This is a genomic window from Actinoplanes sp. TBRC 11911 (assembly GCF_012933445.1).
GTDB lineage: Bacteria > Actinomycetota > Actinomycetes > Mycobacteriales > Micromonosporaceae > Actinoplanes.
In genome coordinates, this window is the sequence record NZ_JABBNC010000017.1 from 140,190 (window position 1) to 157,756 (window position 17,567).

The 17,567-nt window shown below is 71.4% G+C and carries 15 protein-coding genes; 9 read left to right on the forward strand and 6 right to left on the reverse strand.

The features are described 5' to 3' along the window. Positions 1 to 32 precede the first annotated feature (32 nt). The 3 genes from HH310_RS23120 to HH310_RS23130 are packed head-to-tail and all read left to right on the forward strand — an operon-like array spanning position 33 to position 2,827. Entirely contained in the window at positions 33 to 1,820 is a 1,788-nt protein-coding gene (locus HH310_RS23120) for an ATP-binding protein (protein ID WP_169177706.1), read from the forward strand. Positions 1,821 to 1,874: 54 nt separating this feature from the next. Continuing rightward, positions 1,875 to 2,603, forward strand: a complete 729-nt coding sequence (locus HH310_RS23125) for a hypothetical protein (protein ID WP_169177707.1) — start codon at positions 1,875 to 1,877, stop codon at positions 2,601 to 2,603. Continuing rightward, a complete protein-coding gene (locus tag HH310_RS23130; RefSeq protein WP_169177708.1) occupies positions 2,567 to 2,827 on the forward strand; it encodes a hypothetical protein in 261 nt (86 codons plus the stop codon). Before HH310_RS23125 ends, HH310_RS23130 begins: the two co-directional genes overlap by 37 nt. Before the next feature lie 16 nt (positions 2,828 to 2,843). On the opposite strand, the gene HH310_RS23135 is transcribed toward HH310_RS23130, so the two are convergent. Continuing rightward, positions 2,844 to 3,944 (reverse strand): hypothetical protein, encoded by a 1,101-nt coding sequence (locus tag HH310_RS23135; RefSeq protein ID WP_169177709.1) that lies wholly within the window; start codon positions 3,942 to 3,944, stop codon positions 2,844 to 2,846. Positions 3,945 to 4,084: 140 nt separating this feature from the next. On the opposite strand from HH310_RS23135, the gene HH310_RS23140 reads away from it, so the two are divergent. Further along, positions 4,085 to 4,936, forward strand: coding sequence for an alpha/beta fold hydrolase (locus HH310_RS23140; RefSeq protein ID WP_169177710.1), 852 nt, complete (start codon positions 4,085 to 4,087; stop codon positions 4,934 to 4,936). 34 nt (positions 4,937 to 4,970) lie between these two features. Here HH310_RS23140 and HH310_RS23145 read toward each other — a convergent pair whose 3' ends face one another. Together HH310_RS23145 and HH310_RS23150 are read right to left on the reverse strand one after the other, a co-directional pair. Further along, the gene (locus HH310_RS23145; protein ID WP_169177711.1) at positions 4,971 to 7,685 is read right to left on the reverse strand and encodes an AAA family ATPase; all 2,715 of its coding nucleotides are present in this window, start codon (positions 7,683 to 7,685) and stop codon (positions 4,971 to 4,973) included. A gap of 29 nt (positions 7,686 to 7,714) precedes the next feature. Further along, positions 7,715 to 8,191, reverse strand: coding sequence for a hypothetical protein (locus tag HH310_RS23150; protein ID WP_169177712.1), 477 nt, complete (start codon positions 8,189 to 8,191; stop codon positions 7,715 to 7,717). 143 nt (positions 8,192 to 8,334) lie between these two features. Between HH310_RS23150 and HH310_RS23155 the strand changes: the two genes are divergently transcribed. After that, a complete protein-coding gene (locus HH310_RS23155) occupies positions 8,335 to 9,135 on the forward strand; it encodes a tyrosine-protein phosphatase (protein WP_211192499.1) in 801 nt (266 codons plus the stop codon). A gap of 7 nt (positions 9,136 to 9,142) precedes the next feature. On the opposite strand, the gene HH310_RS23160 is transcribed toward HH310_RS23155, so the two are convergent. Continuing rightward, positions 9,143 to 9,919 (reverse strand): SDR family NAD(P)-dependent oxidoreductase, encoded by a 777-nt coding sequence (locus tag HH310_RS23160; RefSeq protein ID WP_169177714.1) that lies wholly within the window; start codon positions 9,917 to 9,919, stop codon positions 9,143 to 9,145. Positions 9,920 to 10,108: 189 nt separating this feature from the next. On the opposite strand from HH310_RS23160, the gene HH310_RS23165 reads away from it, so the two are divergent. The 4 genes from HH310_RS23165 to HH310_RS23180 are packed head-to-tail and all read left to right on the forward strand — an operon-like array spanning position 10,109 to position 14,120. Next, positions 10,109 to 10,450 (forward strand): effector-associated constant component EACC1, encoded by a 342-nt coding sequence (locus HH310_RS23165; RefSeq protein WP_169177715.1) that lies wholly within the window; start codon positions 10,109 to 10,111, stop codon positions 10,448 to 10,450. An 8-nt stretch (positions 10,451 to 10,458) separates the two neighbouring features. Then, on the forward strand, positions 10,459 to 11,676 hold the full coding sequence (locus HH310_RS23170) for a YqgE/AlgH family protein (RefSeq protein WP_169177716.1): 1,218 nt from the start codon (positions 10,459 to 10,461) through the stop codon (positions 11,674 to 11,676). Beyond that, positions 11,673 to 13,700 carry a hypothetical protein gene (locus HH310_RS23175; RefSeq protein WP_169177717.1) on the forward strand — a complete coding sequence of 676 codons (2,028 nt, stop codon included), beginning with the start codon at positions 11,673 to 11,675 and terminating at the stop codon, positions 13,698 to 13,700. The genes HH310_RS23170 and HH310_RS23175 overlap by 4 nt, the downstream gene beginning before the upstream one ends. Before the next feature lie 60 nt (positions 13,701 to 13,760). After that, entirely contained in the window at positions 13,761 to 14,120 is a 360-nt protein-coding gene (locus tag HH310_RS23180; protein ID WP_169177718.1) for a hypothetical protein, read from the forward strand. Here the strand turns inward: HH310_RS23180 and HH310_RS23185 are convergent. Beyond that, positions 14,086 to 15,354 carry a radical SAM protein gene (locus HH310_RS23185; RefSeq protein ID WP_169177719.1) on the reverse strand — a complete coding sequence of 423 codons (1,269 nt, stop codon included), beginning with the start codon at positions 15,352 to 15,354 and terminating at the stop codon, positions 14,086 to 14,088. The genes HH310_RS23180 and HH310_RS23185 overlap by 35 nt on opposite strands. 184 nt (positions 15,355 to 15,538) lie before the next feature. After that, positions 15,539 to 17,563 carry a glycoside hydrolase family 27 protein gene (locus tag HH310_RS23190; protein WP_312034273.1) on the reverse strand — a complete coding sequence of 675 codons (2,025 nt, stop codon included), beginning with the start codon at positions 17,561 to 17,563 and terminating at the stop codon, positions 15,539 to 15,541. Between the last annotated feature and the right edge of the window lie 4 nt (positions 17,564 to 17,567).

Genomic DNA, 17,567 nt, shown 5'->3' on the forward strand with positions numbered 1-17,567 from the left:
TTTCGGCCCGCGACCGCCCTAGTGTCGAAGCTGTGGAGGGCCGTCCGGCGCCGAGGGACCGTCTGCGACACCGCTCCGCCGTAGCCGTCGGTTTGGTGGCGTTGCTCGGCTGCCTGGGCACGATACTGGCGGCCCTGTCGCTGCACAGCGTGTCCCGGAGCCGCTCCGAGCGGGCCGTCGAGACCAAGGCGCAGATCGTTCAGCAGGCGATCGACGCCGAGCTGGACCGCTATCGGGCGTCGCTGGCCGATGTCGCCGCCGCGGTCGGCGCGCAGACGCAGCTGGAGGCCGGTGAGTTCGCGGCGATCGTCGCGCCGGTGACGCAACGGCGGCTGCCCGGCGCGGTCGGCGTGAGCCTGGTGGTGCCGGCCGCCACCGGCGACGTGAGCCGGGTCCAGGCGTACTGGCGGCGGCACGGCAGCACCGATCTGGCCCTGCACCCACGATCCGATGTGGACACCCACTATTTCGCGGTGATGACCCGTCGGCTGGACGGCGCCACCCCGCGGACCGGCATCGACGCGGCCGCGGCGGCACCACCCGTGCAGGCTCTGACCACGGCCCGGACCAGCCGGGACATCGCGGTCAGCCCCACCTATCCGCTGCTCGGCGACGCGGACCTGCCGGCCGGCGAGCGGCAGTTGTCGTTCATCATGGCCGCGCCGGTCTTCGCCACCTCGCCGCCGTCCGCGGCCGGCCAGTTCCGCGGCTGGATCGTGCTCGCGTTCCGGGGTGGCGACTTTCTCCGCACGGCGATCGGGCAGGTCGCCGGGAAGCAGGCGAACGTCGAACTGTCCGACACTGGCGGCGAACCCGTCCCGGTGGCGGTGTGGGACTCGGGCGTCCGGCTCGACGGCGCGATCGCGGTCCAGCGGCGTGCGGTGACGGCGCCGCAGCGTACGTGGGAATTGCGTATCGAGGCGACCGAGGACCTGGTGCCCGCCACGGAGGAACGGCTGGACGAGGCGGCGCTCGTCGTCGGCACCGTCATCACCCTGCTGCTGGCGGCCCTGACCAGTGCGATCGTGACCTCGCGGGACCGGGCGCTGCGCAAGGTGGACCAGGCGACCAGGGCGCTGCGCGACGACATCGGCCGCCGCGAGATCGTCGAGCGCAAGCTGCGGCAACGCGAGGAGGAGCTGGTCGCGTTCGCCGGGGTGGTCGCGCACGACCTGCGCAGCCCGCTGGCCAACGTGTCGGCGCTGGCCGAGGTGCTGGCCGAGGAGACCGAGGACACGCTGTCGGCGGAGCATCGGCAGTTCCTCGACCGGTTACGCCTGAGCGCGGCCCGGATGAGCGACCTGATCGACGACCTGCTGGCGTACGCGAAGGCGGACAACGTCGCGCTGCGGCCCGAGGTCATCGACCTGGACGCGATGGTGCGCGACATCGCGGCCGAGCGCGCGACCGGCTCCGGCACCGTGTTCGCGCAGGACCTGCCCCGGGTGCGCGGCGATCGGACGCTGATCCGGCAGGTGCTCGACAACCTGATCGGCAACGGCATCAAGTACACGCCGCCCGGGCGGATCCCCGAGGTGCGCGTGACCAGCTGCCCGCAGAATCCCGGCTGGTGCCGCATCGACGTCGCGGACCGCGGCATCGGCGTTCCGGAGCAGCAGCGGCGCGACATCTTCGAGGCGTTCACCCGGGCGAGCGGCAGCGAGGGGTTCCAGGGCACCGGCCTGGGCCTGGCCATCGTCGGCCGCATCGTGGAACGCCACAGCGGCGCGGTCGGCGTCGACGCGAACCCGGGCGGCGGCAGCCGTTTCTGGTTCACCATGCCGATGGCCGACGACCGGGCCCCGGCCCGCGCCCCCTGAATGGCATAGATCGTCGTATGGCGATCTATCGATGTATCTGCCTACCTTGGGGGCATGACAGGTGCAACGCATCGCTCACTTCTGGTCGTCGTCGCGGTCGTTCTCGTCGCGGCGGCGTTGCCCGCCCCGGCTCGGGCGTCTCTGCCGACGCTGGCGGTCGGTGCCACCACCTCGGCGTCCGACACCGTCGGCAGCGGCAACACCTGCGCCGGCTTCCTCGACGAGCGAACCCATCTGGGCAACCTGGGCATCCGGCGGGTGTTCGCCTCGGCCGGGCAACTGCCGCCCGCCGACGCGCTGACCTGCCATAACACGTACGGCGGCACGCTCTGGTATTCGTTCAAGACCACCTGCACGCCCACCGCGGTGGCGTCCGGCGGCTGCGACACCCAGATCCAGAACATCGCCGCCGCGATGCCCGCCGGCAGCTACCTGACGTACCACCACGAGCCCGAGAACGACATGACCGGGGTGCAGTTCGTGGCCGCGTTCCAGCACGTGTACCAGGTCGCCAAGGCGGCCAACGCGGCGGTGAACATCGTGCCGATCTACATGTCCTACCAGTGGCGGCCCGGCTCGACCCACGTGACGAACAACGGCACCGGCGGCGACGACGAGATCCAGGACTGGATCGTCCCGGCCGCGTACGCCGACGCGTACGGGCTCGATCTGTATTGGCAGGCGAGCACCCGGGGCAGCGAGCCGGACGACCCGGTGAGCGTGAGCGCCGACCCGCGCATGATCCGGTGGTACAACGCCTTCGCCGCGCTGGCGAGCCGCTGACGCTGCCCGAGTGGGGCATCGACGACGACCAGGGTGTGCGGGCGTCGCGCGGCCCGGCCATCCGCGCCTCCCAGACGTGGCTGACCAGCCACAACTTCCACATCATCAGCTACTGGCAACTGGACAACTGGTACCTGGGCACCACCGCCCTGCCGGCCGGTGCCTACGCCGACGCGGACGGGGTGGACGCCTACCAGGACCTGGTGGCAGCGGCCGTACCGTGACCCGCCCCGGGCAAGGTCACGCGGCGACCGGCTGTTCCTTCGGCGCCGCCGGGAAGAAGCGCAGCTCGTAGATCGGCCGGTACCGGTCGTCCAGCAGCGTGAGCAGGCTCAGCAGCAGGACGAAGAACAGCGCGTCGTTCCACTCCAGGTCGCCCCGGCCGCGTGCCAGCAGCCAGTACGCCACCAGGACGAGCCCGGCGTTCAGCAGCACCCGCGCGCCGAACGCCCCCAGGATCGGCTGCACGCCGTGCCCGGCCCGGGCCACCCAGAGGGCGACCGCGCAGTTCACCAGCACGAACGCGGTCGTCCCGAGGAACAGCCGCCCGCTCGTCGTCTGGACCCCGGGCAGCACCTGCGCGTAGATCACCCACAGCAGGCCGACGAGCACGACCTTCTCCAGGGTGCCGGTGGACCACAGCTTGCCGTGCTCGGCCACCCACCTGTCGCGCGCGGCCACGGTGAGCGCCGAGGTGGGCAACGGGTCGGCCGCCACGTGCCAGGACCAGTCCCGGGCGGGCTGCCGTGGCCGGATGACGAACCACCACACCAGGACGAGCCCGACCAGCCCGGCGACGACCACCGGACCGAACCACGGCACCTCGGCCACGGTCTCGGTGAAATCGCGCTGGGCGATGTGAATCCACCATTCCTGCGGAAGCTTCACGAAAACCCAGATGATGCCGGCCGTCCAGACCCACGAGCGCATCGACACCCGCGCCGGGTTCCAGAACAGCCGGACCACCTCGTACGCGATGAAGAAATACTCGAAGGTGTTCGGAAATATCAGCAGCAACGCGCGCGAATCGAGGAGCTCGAAAGCGACCACGCCGATAAGCCGGTAGAAATAGAGGAACCGGGCGACCCGGACCGCCGGGAGGCTGCTCCAGTTGCGCAGCGTCGACAGATAGGCGATCGCCAGGTAATAGACGTCCATCGCCTTGTCGTAACCCTGGTAGCCGGGCGGGTCGAAGCCGAACGACTGGAAGACCGTCTGGTCGACGGCGTCCAGGACCAGGGCGGCCAGGATGGCCGGAAGCGGATATTTGAAGATCAGCAGCGGGACCAGAAATCGGGCGCCCACCACCGCGAGGAACACCAGAGTCGCCGTCGCCGTCATGGCCGCCCCCTCAACGGTGAGAATGGCCACCCCCGCCTGCCCTGTCAAGCACCGATCTGCGGGGTGCGTTGAGCCTTACCGCGCGCGGCACGTTTGCAGAGGTGACAGTTCCGCCCCATCCACAAGGGAAGTTCGTACGCATGACAAGTGAACACGCGATCACGGTCGACGGCGTGCGACAGGTCTTCCACGTCGCCGGAGCCGGTCCGATATGCGTGGCCCACCCGGCCGGCCCGGGCGTCGACTATGCCTATCTGCGGTCGCCGGAGCTCGAGGACCAATTCACCATGGCCTACGTCGAACCGGTCGGAACCGGCGCTTCGGGGCGGCTGCCGGATCCGGCCGGGTATCGCCCCGAAACCTACGTACGATTCCTGGACGCGCTGATCGGCCACCTCCGGGTGCCGTCGGTGTTCCTGCTCGGGCATTCGTACGGCGGGGTGGTCGCCCAGCTTTACACGCTCGCCCACCCGGAACGGGTCGCCGGACTGGCTCTCTATTCCACCTCGCCGATTGCCGGGCCCGAGTTCACCACCGCCGCGATGACGAATCTGGCGGCTTATCCGGCGAGTTTCCCGCACACCCCGGAGGCCGCCGCGGCCTCGCTCGCCCTGACCCGCGCCCTGGCCGCCACCGACGACGAGACGCTGACCGACTATCTGCGGCGCGCGATGCCGGTCTTCTTCGAGGACTATTGGGCGCACCGGCTGGAATTCACCTCATTCGTCAAGTCGGTACGCGCCTGGGCGGTTCCGAGCAAAGCGCGGGAATCGCTCGCGTTCGACCTCCGCGACGACCTTCACCGGATAACCGTGCCCACGATCGTGATGACCGGGTTGTACGACTTCGTGTGCGGTCCGCGCTGGGCCCGGATGCTGCACGCGGGCATCACGAATTCCCAGTTGGCGATCTTCGAGAACAGCGGGCACCTCGCCCACGTCGAGCAGCCCGCCGACTTCGCCCTGGCGATGGCCGCCCGGCTCCTCTCCTGAGCAATCAGCGCAGGACGCCGGCGCCCCATCGCGGTCATCCGTCGCGCATCGCCGCGGTCAGCTCTCGCCGGGACGCGATGCCAAGCTTGGCGAACACCTTGCGCAGGTGCCATTCCACGGTGCGCGGGCTGAGGAACAGCAGGGCCCCGATCTCCGGGTTGGTCCGGCCGGCGATGGCCAGCCGGGCGATCTGCGTCTCCTGCGCGGTCAATCCCGGCCGTACGCCCGCGGGCCCGCCCCGGACCGCTTCCCCGCTCGCGGTCAGCTCCCGCCGGGCCCGCTCGGCGAACGCGGTGGCGCCCATGACGGCGAACGCCTCGTGCGCCGCCCGCAGCTCGGTGCGGGCCTCGCCGCGCCGTCCCGCCCGGCGCAGCCATTCCCCGTGCAGCAACCGGGTTCGCGCGGCGAGCACGGTCTGCCGGCAGGCGGTGAACCGGTCGGCCGCCTCCCGGTAGTGTTCGCCGGCCCGGTCCGGCGGCCCGGCCAGCGCGTGGGCCAGCGCCCGCAGGCCGAGCGCCCATTCGGTGGGCGCGATCGCCGTCCACCGCGTGATGAGGTCGCGGGCCTCCGCCGCGGCCGCCGTGTCCCCGGTATACGTCGCGGCCTCGACCAGTTCGCCCAGCGTCCACAGGCACACCGCGACGTCCCGGTACTCGGTCGCCGTGCGAGCCGCCGCCAGCGCCACCGGATAGTTGCCGAGACTGTTATAGAGCAACGCCTTCGCGTATCCGGCGTAGCCGATCAGGATGCCCTCGCCGCGCGCCTTGGCGTCCTCGACGGCGGCCGTGATGACGTCCAGCGCCGGTTCCTCCCGGCCCCGGTAGGCGGTCAGCGCCAGCGTCGCGGACGACTCGAACGGCAGGCCGGTGGTCCCGGTGATCGCCTCGGCCTCGTCGATCAGCTCCCAGGCGTCGCCGAACCGGCCCATCATCATCAGGGCGCCCGCTCGGTAGACCAATGCGGCCGGCAGTGCCGTGACCGAGCCGGTCGAACGGGCGTACCGGAGGGCTTGCTCGCTGATCCGATCGGAGGTCTCCACCTGGAACACCTCGTGCGCCATCGGCGCGGTCAGCCACAGCAGGCTGAGATCCTCGTCCGTGTACGGGGTGTCGAAGGCGCGCCGCAGCAACGGGACCGCGGCCTCGTGACTGTCCAGCGTCCAGGCGATCAGACCGGCCAGCATCAGCCCGACGAAGTCGTCGGCGGGCCGCACCCGCCGCGCGGCCTCGGCGGCCCGGGTCAGCGTGTCGCCGCCGAGCCGGCCCGCGCGCAGGGCGGCGCCGATCGCCATCAGATAGGTGCGCCGGGCCGCGCCCTCGTCCAGGGTCTCCAACCGGCGGGCCGCGTCCAGCAGAGCGGGACCGGCCGCCGAGCCCGGGTTGAGCACGAACGCGATCTGCGCCCGCATGCGCTGCACCCCGGCGCGTTGCAGCGGGTCGAGCGGGCCCATCTCGGCGGCCGCGAGGAGATCCGGTACCAGGTTCGGGGCGCCCGCGTCGAGCCGGGCCCGGGCCGCGGCCAGCAGCCGGGACGCGCGCCGGCCCGGGTCCACGGTCAGCTCCGCGGCCCGTTCCAGGAACGCGGCCGCCGCCGCCCGGCCGCCGCGCGCCAGCACCCGGCCGGCGGCGACCTCCAGCTCGGCGGCGACCTGCTCGTCCGGGCCGACCGCGGCGCCGGCCCGGTGCCAGGCCCGCCGGTCCGGTTCACGCTCGGGATCGGTGACCTCGGCCAGGGCGCGGTGCGCCGCCCGGATCTCGGCGGGTTTCGCGGACCGCCACAGCGCGGATCGCACGAGCGGGTGCCGGAAGCGGACCCGGGTGCCGAAGTCGACCAGCCCGGCGGTCTGGGCCGGTTCCGCGGCCTCCGGCGGGATGCCGAGCCGGTCCGCCGCCCGCCACAGCAGCGGCACGTTGCCGACCGGTTCCAGGGCGGCGGTGAGCAGCAGCGTGCGGGTCGATGCGGGCAGCGTGGCGATGCGGCGCTGGAAGCCCTGCTCGACCCGGCCCGCCAGCGGCGCCGGGCTGTGCACCGCCGTCCGCACGCCGAAGCCGAAGGCCAGCTCGGCCGGGCTGAGACCGCGGGGCAGTTCGAGCAGGGCGAGCGGGTTGCCGCGGGTCTCCGCGACGATCCGGTCGAGGACGCCGGGCTCGACCGGCCCGGCCAGCACCGACTCGAGCAGCGCCCGCGCGTCCGCCTCGGGCAGGCCCTCGACCCGCAGCTCCGGCAGGCCGGTCAGGATGGTCTCGTCGCCGGGCGAGCGGACCGCGAAGATCAGCGCGACCGACTCGTCGCCGAGCCGCCGGGCCACGAACGCGAGGATCCGCCGGGACATCGGATCGAGCCATTGCACGTCGTCGACCAGGCAGATCACCGGCTGCGTGGCGGCCGCCCCGGCGAACAGGCCGAGCACCCCGAGCCCGACGACCAGCTCCTGCGGCGGCTCACCGGTGCGCAGGGCGAACGCGGTGGCGAGAGCGTCGCGCTGCGGTTCGGGCAGCCGGTCCAGGTGGGCCAGCAGCGGGGCGCAGACCTGGTGCAGGGCGGCGTAGGCGATCTCGGTCTCCACCTCGACGCCGGCGGCCCGGGTCAGCAGGCCCGGCGGCGTGTGCGCGGCCAGGTGGTCGAGCAGGGCGGTCTTGCCCGCGCCCGCCTCCCCGCGCAGCACGAGCACGCGGCTGTCCCCGGCGCGGACGCTCCGCAGCAGCGTGTCGAGCATGGCGAGCTCCCGCCGGCGTCCGCGCAACCGCATTCCCGGCAGCGTACACCGAGGTCAGCTCGTTATGAGGAGGGCTCGTACCGGGCCCGCCAGACCCGGATCGCCTCGTGCCGGCGCCGTTCCCGGCGACGGTGCAGAACCACTTGCCGCAACAACTCCAACGCGGCGATGACCAGCAGCACCGGAGCGAGCAGACCGAGAAGGCTGCGCAGGCCGTACAGATACGCCGTTCCGTCGTTGACCTCCGCGGTCTCGAAGAACGGGCGGGGCCGCGCGTATTTCAGCGGCGAGCTCAGGTGGACCGGGCCCTGCACGCTCCGGCCGGTGGGGTCTTCCCACACCCCACGGCAGAAGTCGCCGCGGCACGGCTCGGTCACGGTGACGCCCCGGCTCGCGCCGCTCAGCCAGGCGAACGAGTCGTCGCGGGTGTCGGTGCACAACAACACGATCGCCCAGATCGCGAGCGGCACCATGGCGACGGAAAGAACGACACCGGCAGCCGGAATCCGGCGCTTGAGGTGATCGGGCAGCGGATTCACGGGCATCACAATAGGGCGTGCCCGAGGCGGACTCCGTCGCCGCCGCCGGATATGGATTCCCCGCGTCCCCGTTTTCCGGCTGGCAGTACGTCCTACAACCGGCCGTCACGTCGCGGTACCCCGGCGGGTCTGTGATGAGCCGCATGAATCCCTTGCGCGCTGTACTCGCCACGGCACTGGCCGCCACTTTCCTCGGCGGCGTCGCCACTCCGGCGCACGCCGACTTCGACCGGTCGCTGCACCTGGCCGACGCGAAGAACTTCCGCGACATCGGCGGGTACGCCACGGCGGACGGGCACACCGTACGCACCGGCGTGGTGTACCGGTCGAACAAGCTGAACGACCTGACCGCGGCCGAATGGCAGACGGTCACCGGCCACGGCGTCAACCTGGACATCGACCTGCGCAACGCGGTCGAGCGCTCGGACGACCCGGACCGTCCGGCGGCGGGCGTCGCGTACCAGGTCGCCGACGTGGTGTCGCTGAGCCACGGCATCAAGTTCCACGAGAACGCGGCCGGCACGCTCGCCGCCGCCCTCGCCGCCGGCCTGTTCTCCGGCTCGTCCGACCTGGGACAGTCGGTGGGCTACCCGTTCATGGTGAACTTCGTGGGCGCCGACTACGCGTTCCACGACGTCCTGGTCGCCGTCGAGAACCACGGCAGCGGCGCGATCGCCTACCACTGCACGGCCGGCAAGGACCGCACCGGCTGGACCACCGCCGTGCTGCTGACCCTGCTGGGGGTCCCGATGTCCACCGTGGAGTCCGACTTCCTGGCCAGCAACACCTACCTGGGCGAGCCGGACGCGGTCGAGGTGTCCTGGCTGCGCACGGCGTTCGCCGAGGCCAACCACCTGTACGGCAGCTTCGACGGCTACCTGCACCAGGGCCTGCACCTGACCGACGCCGACATCGCCGCCATCAAGGCCCGCATGCTCGTCTAGTTCGTCGTCACGGCAGGATGGAGTCGACGTACCCACCGTCCACCCGGAGGGCACCGCCTGTCGTCGCCGAGGCCATCGGCGACGACAGGTAGACGACCATGTTGGCGATCTCGGCCGGCTCGATGAGGCGCTGGATCAGCGACTGCGGATGGACGCGCCGCATGTACTCGCGCTGCGCCTCGTCCCACGGCAGCTCGTTGCCGACCACCTCACGGACGTAGTCCTCGCTGCCACCGGTGTGCGCCGGCCCGGCGACGACGCAGTTCACCGTGACGCCCGAGGCGGCTGCTTCCTTCGCGAACCCGCGCGACACCGCCAGCAGCGCCGTCTTCGTCATCCCCAGGTGAATCATGTGCGCCGGGATCGCCACCGCCGACTCGCCGACGATGTACACGACGCGACCCCAGCCGCGCTCGCGCATGCCCGGCAGGTAGGCGCGGGTGAGCCGGATCCCGGCGAGCACGTTGGTCTCGAAGTATCGCCGCCAGTCGTCGTCGGTGATCTCCATGGCCGGCTGTGCCCCGTAGATCCCCAGGCTGTTGATCAGAATGTCGACCCGCGGCAGCACCGCGAGCACGTCGTCGGCGTCCGTGGTGACATCCCCCGGCACCCCCACGAAATCGCCCTCCCGCAGCTCGCCCAGGGCACGATCAACCGATTCCTTCGTACGCCCGTTCACCCCGACCCGGGCGCCCGCGGCACCTAACCCGGCCGCTATGGCGAGGCCGATGCCCGAGGTGGATCCCGTCACGAGTGCCGTCTTACCGGTCAGATCAAGGCGCATAGCGGTCAAGTCTCCCCCGCCCGCACACCGGCCGCGGAACATGCGGAGGATTTCGCTTTCGCCGGCCGCTGACCTTCCGCACCGGACCGCGCAACGCTCTGACCATTTCCCGACGATTACGAATAGTGACAGATTCAATCCCCTTCGATATCGTTCCTATGCCACCGAACCAAGAAATGGGACGAAGACGTGCGATTGCAGCTCCGCGTGGAAGCGGGTCCGGAGGAGACGGAGTCCCTGCGTGACTGGTTGGCAGCGGACGCGAACGTGCAGCGTGACGGTGATCTGCGCTACGGCCGCGCCACCGACCCGGAGCACCAGGGCGTCGACATCGACGTCCTGTCGCTGGCGATCAGCAGCGCGTTGACCACGGGCGGCCTGATCCTGCAGATTCTCGACTGGCGGCGCACCCGGCCCGGTCCCCCGGCGGTCACGGTCACCCAGGAGCGTCCCGACGGGACGGTGGTGCGCGTCGAGTCGTCCGATCCCGATGCCGTCGCCGAGATCGTGCGCAGGCTGGACAACGGCTGACACGCACCATGGATGTCGCGAACCCGGCGAGCTCGCGCGCGGTGCTGATCGGCTCGTCGACCTACGACAAGCTGACACCGCTGCCGTCCGTCCGCGCCAATCTCGACGATCTCCGGGACGCGCTGACCAATGCGGACGTGTGGGGGCTGCCGGCCGGGAACGTCACCGTCATCGACGACCCGGCCAGCCCGGTCACCGTCTACCAGGCCCTGCGCGAGGCGGCGCGAGCCACCCGGCCCGACGGCCTGCTGCTCTACTACTACGCCGGTCACGGGCTGATCGACACCAGTGATCTCATGCTCGGCCTGCCCGACACGGATCCGCGGCACCCCGACGAGCAGACCCTGCCGTACGCCAAGCTGCGCGAAGCCACCCGCGAAAGCCGTACGCCGCGCCGGGTCATCATGCTCGACTGCTGCTTCGCCGGCCGCGCGGGCCGGGAGGTGCTGTCCGCCGCCGACGCCGCGCACCGGCTCGGGCATCACGACGCTGAGGACGCGTGTCTGCTGCTCGCGGCCGGCGCCAACCGGCCGGCCAGCGCCCCGCTGCGGGAGCGCAACACGGCCTTCACCGGCGCCTTGCTGGATCTGCTGGCCAACGGCTCGGCGTTGAGCGACCCGGTGCTCACCATCCGGACCATCGCCGACGAGGTGACGCAGCAGCTGCTCGCCGGCGGACACGAGAAGCCGGAGTTGCGCCTGAGCAACCGGGCGGCCGACCTGCCGCTCGCGCGCAACATCCGGATCTGGCGGCGGGATCTGACGGGCTCGGTGCTGGAGGCCGCCAAGGACGTCACCGACCGTGAGCTCCGCGGTGCGCGGCTGCTCGTGCTCCGGCACAACGACACGGGTGCCATCGGCGTACGCCTGAACCGCCCGTCCGATCCGTTGCCCGAGTCGATGAACGGATGGCGGCCGAAGATCAGTGAGCCGAAGAGGCTCTTCGACGGCGGCCCGATCGCCCGCGACGCGTTCATCGCGCTGGTCCGGATCAAGACGGGAGTCGACGACCCGATCCGGTTCACCCCGATCAAGGGCAAGCTCGGCTCCCTGCCGCTGACCGACGCGCAGCCCTCGGTCCGCGAGTGCGTGGCCGACATGCGGATCTTCGTCGGCTACCTGGGATGGGCGCCCGGCGGCCTGGAGCGGCTGATCAACGACGATGTGCTGACCGTGGCCGATCTCCCGGCGCCGCGGGCCACCTTCACGAGGGAGAGCGCACCGTGACCGAGGATGCCTCGGCCGCCCTCGTGGACCGGCTGCTGGAGAGCGACCGCAACGGCGAGCACATCACCCTGGTGGTCGGCTCCGGCCTCGACGACCAGTACGTTCCGCAGGTCTCGCACTTCATCGAGCTGGCGGACCGCTTCGCAGACGGGCGTAACGACGACGGCGACCTGCAGAAGGCTCTGCGGCAGGCGAGCGAGGACTGCGCGGATCAGTCGCTGGCCGCGCTCTACCCGCAGTACCGGCGGGTGCTGACCGGCTGGCTGTCCGCGGACGAGTTCGACGCCATCGCCCAGCAGGCGGTGCTGCAGCAGTACCGCCCGCACGATCCGCACGCCACCGCGCTCAGCAGCCGTGGTTCGTGGCAGCCGGTGACCTTCCGGACCGGCGAGGCGCTGGAGAACGATCGCGAGTCGTGGCGGATGCCGGCGTCGATGCGGGCGCTGGGCGCCCTGCTGGCGGGCCGCCGCGAACTGTTCGGCCATCACGTTCTGACGACGAACGTCGACCCGCTTCTGGAGATCGCGATCCGGCGGGCCTGGGGCCGCGCGCAGAGCCGCCTGGTCGGTGACACCAGCCCCGCCCCCGTCGGCACGATCCTCGTCTATCACCTGCACGGTTTCTGGCGCCCCCTGCCGCTGTCGCCCCCGGCACGCCTGAGCGACGCGCTCGACGAGGACGCCGCGCTGCGGATCGGCCGGTCCGCGGCCGCGCTTCTGGACGGCGACGTGGTGTGCGTGCTCGGCACCGGCGACCGGTCCGGAACGGTCCGGGCGGCGATCGAGGCGATGCCGGACCCGGTGCAGGTGATCTGGGTGTCGCACGGCCGCGGCACCCCGGTCACGGGGCCGGCGCTGCCGGAGCGCGTGCCGCTCAGTCACGTCTTCCCGATCGACAACTCGCACCTGCTCCCCCTGCTCGCCCGGCGGCTGGACGTCGCGGTGCCGTCCGAGCCGACCAGGAACGTGCAGGTGCGTCATCCGGCCTGGGAGCGGCTGTTCGTCTCCCAGCCGGACAACGCGCCGCCCGACGACCCGCCCGACCTGCTGCGCGAGCTGGAGCGCCGGTTCGCCTGGCGGGTGGAGTGGGCCGAGCCGGGGCCGCTGGAGGGACCGTCCCTCGTGTACTGGCCGGTCCGGCTGCGTCGCCGGACCTCGGTGATCCACATGGTGCAGGCGTTCGCCGCCGGCGCCCTCGCCGCGCGTGACGCCCGCATCGTCGTGGCGCTGGAAGACCTGAGCGTCCCGGCCGGCGTCGAGCCACGGCAGACGTTCGAGGCGGATCTGCGGCGGTGGATCGGCTACGTCACGCCGGACGCCGACGTGCGGGTGCAGTCGCTGTCGGCGTTCGTCGGCACGCCGGAGCCGGCCGATCAGCCCACCGACGAAGCCCTCGTACGGCCGATCGATCCCTGGCGCGTGGCCCGCGACTTCTACGGGCGCCCGGTGTCGCTCTACACGGCTCTCGCGGCGGTCAAGGCGCTGCCGCATCTCGCGCCCTACGAGCTGGACGACAACGCCGCGAAGATCGTGCAGGACCTGCAGCGGCACCACGCCGACCGGCTGCTGACCCCGACCACGACCTGGGCCTACCTGCACAACCTGCTGCGCGAGAACCCGACCACCTCGCTGATCACCCTCGGTGGCCGCGACGAGGGCCTGTTCTGGGAGCAGTGGCGCCAGATCTACGGATTCGGGATCAGCCAGCTGTACAACCCGCGGATCAAGAGCCTCACCCACGAGTCGGGCATGGTGCGCTGGAACTCCGTGGACGAGCTGGCCGATCAGCTGAACCGCTTCCGTGAGCTGCCCTATTGGGACGACGAGGGCCGTTACATCCACTGGCTGTTCCAGAACGCGGTATTGCTCCCGACCTATCTGACCAGGCTCGAGCTGCCGGCCGTGGGTGGCCACGTCATCGACTCGTGGGCCGCGTTCGCGACCGCGCTCGCCGACGGTGAGCGAGTTCTCGAGATGCTGGCACATCGGGCCACTGAGCTGTATCAAGGCACGACCGCGGGCTAGCAATGGGCCGCGTGGCCGACTGCGCGACGGGGCGTCGCCGACTACCGTCGAGGGATGGTCGTGGGTCCGCCAACCGCCTCAAGGGATGCCGAGCTCTGCGCGGCGATTCTTGATCCGTCACTCATCGCCTACCTGGCCGGGGCTCGCTCGCTCGGCGAGTACCGCCGCTGGCTGTCCAGTGACGTCGCCATGCGGCGCGTCGCGCCCCGGCTCGCCGCGGCCGGCCGGGTCATCGCGGTCTTCCACGCGGAGAACAGGCTCGCGATGGTCGAGCCGTGGCTACGCGAGGCCGGCGCCGCCGGCGATGTGCCGGCGCGGGTGATCCGCGACAAAGGCGAGGACGAGGCGATCGGCACGATGGTGGCGGAGGCCGCGAGCCAGTGGCTCACACAGCGGCAGCCGCAGGCAGCACCGCGGTGACGCCGGGCCCGGCCGCCGGGTAGAGGTCGAGGGTCCCGTTCAGGTAGCGGCTGGCGTGCCCCCCGGGGTCGACGAACCGGCGGAAGTGGCGCAGGACGCTCCGCCGGGCCATGATCCGGGGAACCGGCGCGATCTCCTTGCCGCCGCCCTCCGGTTGCTGGATAGCCAGCTCTCCCCGGGCGCTGATGAGGACTGTCGAGTTCGGCGCGCGGTGCGTGCTGGTGACCCGGATGTCGATCGGCAGACGCTGGGCCGCCGTCTCCGCGACGAGCCCGGTCAGTGTGGTCACCGCGTCGTCGCCGACCAGCAGCCCCCGGGCGTTGCGGGCCGCCTTGCCGGCCGGCACCACCACGTGCAGCGCCCACGTGCGCACCCCGGCGCTCAGCAGTCTGTCCCGCAGCTCGGCGAGGCCCGCCGGGTCGCAGTTCCGCGCCGTCACCACGGTCTGCACGCTGCACGCCAGTCCCTCGCTCACGGCCAGCCGGATGCCGTCCGTGGCGGCGCGGAACGAGCCGCTGCCCGGCGGCAGGGACCGCCGGTGGATCGGGCGCAGACGATCGTTGACCGACGCCTGCGCGCTGTCGAGTGAGAAACGCACGTGGGCGTCGTGGCGGCGCAGCGTCGGCACCAGCCGGCGCAGGTCGCCGACGCCGGAGGTGTCCAGCACGACCGCCTTGTCGCGGGCCAGCGCGGTCAGCAGCCGCTCGGCGTTGTCCGGGCGGGCGAGTGGCTCACCGCCGGTCACCACGCCGACCATCGCCGGGGTGGCGGCCGCGACCCGGATGACCTCGTCGAGCCACTCCGGTCGTTCCTCCTCCCGGTAGGACGCCATCAGGTCGTCCGCATGGCAGTAGCCGCAGCGCAGCGGGCATTGTGCCGTGGCGAAGCAATTGACCACCATGGGCTTCCGGACGGGCGGGATTCCGCCGGCGAACGAGCCGAGCAACGAACGGCCGTAGAAGGCGCGTTGCGGGGTGGGCGGATCGGTCCGGCAGATGCCCGCCGACGCCATGGCGACGACCAGGTCGCGATCGTACGCCGGGACGGGGCGCCCGGTGCCCAGCCGGGAAAGCGCTATGGTGTGTTCCCGGTCGAGAGCGTAGAAATGATCCCGTTCCGGCACGTAGACGATCGAGCCGAATCTCTCCGTACGTAACCGGACCGCCCGCGCGCGACCACCCCGTAACGGAGGGTCGTTGTCGGCGGCGCGCGGAAGGCTGTCGGTTGCGGGCACGGGCGGTCCTCGAACTCAAGTGTCATTCGGGTATACCGGCTCGCGGCCGGTCACCCATGCGGAGTGCATCCTTCCGGCAGTCATAACCCTGTGCAATGGCTCTTCGTAACGTTAGACCGACAAATTCCACCGCGCGGTGCATCGCCGGAAGGGCTCCCGGCACCGCTGCCGGGAGCCCGGCGCTCTAAAGCGACGTGCGATGCAGGTGGCCGTCGATGCCGCGCAGCACGACGGTCACGTGGCCGTCCGCCTCCGGTTCGGCGGCCACCGCGCCCTGGATCTCGTCGGTGGCGAACTCGCCGCGCTGGAACCAGCCGCCCCACGCGCCGTCGACGTAGTTGCGCTGCCACAACCGGTTGTCCGCCGCCACCGCGAACATGTAGACGCGGCCGGACGCGCCGACCAGGGTCGGGCTGCCGCTCAGCGTGCCACCCAGGTTCTGCCAGTCCGACCAGACACCGCCGGACAACACCCGCTCCGAGATTTCCTCCGTACGCCCTCGCACCGCCACATGCACGGCCCCGGAACCGTCGATCGCCACGCTCGGACGGCCGCGCACCGCCTTGCCGTCGGGGCCGCCGAACAGCGTCCACGCGCCGGTCGCGCTCCGGAAGTGGATCAGGTTGTCGTCGAAGCGGGCGAAGACGGTCCAGTCGGTGGGGCCGGCGAACGCCACCGACGGGTCGTCCGCCGCCGCGCCGCCCAGCGAGGTCCACGGACCCCAGCCACCGCCGGTCGAGACGCGGTGCCAGATCTTCTTGTCGGTGCCACGGGCGAACACGTCGATGCGGCCGCCCGGGGAGGCGTACGCGGCCGGTTGCCCTTCGATTTTCTTGCCCAGCAGCGTCCCGTCGGTGCCGCGTGCGAAGACCTGCCCGCCGGCGATGGCGGGTGCGGCCGACGCGGCACCCAGGTCGGTGCCGGCCACCTGGTCGGTGCCGGTAAGACCAAGCATCGCGACGCCGTGCGCCGCAACCGTGGTGGTATAGCCACCGGTGAAGGTGCCGGCATCCTGCCGCGCCCAAAGATCCCGCACCCGTACGCCACCACCGAGCGCAACGTTCGCGAAGGTGACCGTGATCTGCTGCGCGGTGTCCCCCCGGTTCAGCAGAGCGACCGCCCGCTTTCCATTGCCGGACAACGGTTTGCTCCACACCTGGGTCGTCCCCGACGGGTCGGCCACCTTGACGCCCTGCCGCACCGGCGGGTCCTGGTCGACCGCCAGGATCTCCGGGTTGTTCAGCGCGGCGATCATCTCGGCCGGGAGCGTCCGCGGGTCGGAGCCGATGACGAGCGGCGACGCCATCATCGCCCACATGCCCAGCTGTGTCTTGGATTCGTCGAAGGTGAGCTCGGTCCCGGTGCCGTCCGGCAGCGGCCGCATCGGCAGCAGGTAGTCCGGGTCGTTGAAGTAGCCGGGCCGCGTCACCGACGGGTGGTACGCGTTGACGTCCATGTTGCGCAGCACCCACTGGTACTGCCATTGCGGCGTCGGGTCGCCCACCCCGACGTCGGTGTAGGTGCGCGCCGAGGTGGCCACGTCCGGGGCGTACGTGTAGCTCCACGTCGACAGGTTCTGCGGCGGATACGGGCCGCCGCCCCAGTCGCTGCTCACCGGGTTGCAGATGTTCAGGAACATGGGCCGCGGCGCGCGGTCGACCTCGGCGGCGAGCTGACGGTACGCGGTTTCCGGGTCCATGCCGGAGGCGCGGCCGCACAGCCAGTCGGCCTTGAGCGCGTCGAAGCCCCAGGACGCGAACAGCTTGACGTCGTCGCGGTAGTGGCCGTAGCTGCCGAGCCCGCACTGGCCTTCGATGTACGGGCCGGCGTCGGTGTAGATGCCGGCCTGGAAGCCGCGGTCGTGCAGGTACTTGGTCAGGTTCTTCATGCCGGACGGGAACCGGGCCGGGTCGGCCACCAAATCACCGGCGGCGTTGCGCGGGACCGGGGCGGCCCAGTTGCCGTCGATCCAGATGGTCCGGTAGCCGGCCTCGCGCAGGCCGTGCGAGGCCATGAAACCAGCGATGGACTTGATTTCGGCCTCGGTGGGGTCACCGCCCAGGCCGTAGTAGGTGTTCCAGCCCATGTACGGGGTCAGGGGCCGCGCGGCGGCATGATGCGCCGGGGCCGGGGTGGGGGATGCCATCGCCGGTGTTGCCATCAACGGGATCGCGGCGAGGGAGAGAGCAGCGGTACGGAGGAAGCGCACGGAT

What these genes read in the sequence shown, in the direction of transcription:
- HH310_RS23155 (WP_211192499.1), top strand. Translation starts at nt 8,335, where the DNA reads ATGAATCCCTTGCGCGCTGTACTCGCCACGGCACTGGCCGCCACTTTC.
- HH310_RS23135 (WP_169177709.1), bottom strand. Translation starts at nt 3,944, where the DNA reads ATGACGGCGACGGCGACTCTGGTGTTCCTCGCGGTGGTGGGCGCCCGA.
- HH310_RS23145 (WP_169177711.1), bottom strand. Translation starts at nt 7,685, where the DNA reads ATGCGGTTGCGCGGACGCCGGCGGGAGCTCGCCATGCTCGACACGCTG.
- HH310_RS23170 (WP_169177716.1), top strand. Translation starts at nt 10,459, where the DNA reads ATGGATGTCGCGAACCCGGCGAGCTCGCGCGCGGTGCTGATCGGCTCG.
- HH310_RS23140 (WP_169177710.1), top strand. Translation starts at nt 4,085, where the DNA reads ATGACAAGTGAACACGCGATCACGGTCGACGGCGTGCGACAGGTCTTC.
- HH310_RS23160 (WP_169177714.1), bottom strand. Translation starts at nt 9,919, where the DNA reads ATGCGCCTTGATCTGACCGGTAAGACGGCACTCGTGACGGGATCCACC.
- HH310_RS23125 (WP_169177707.1), top strand. Translation starts at nt 1,875, where the DNA reads ATGACAGGTGCAACGCATCGCTCACTTCTGGTCGTCGTCGCGGTCGTT.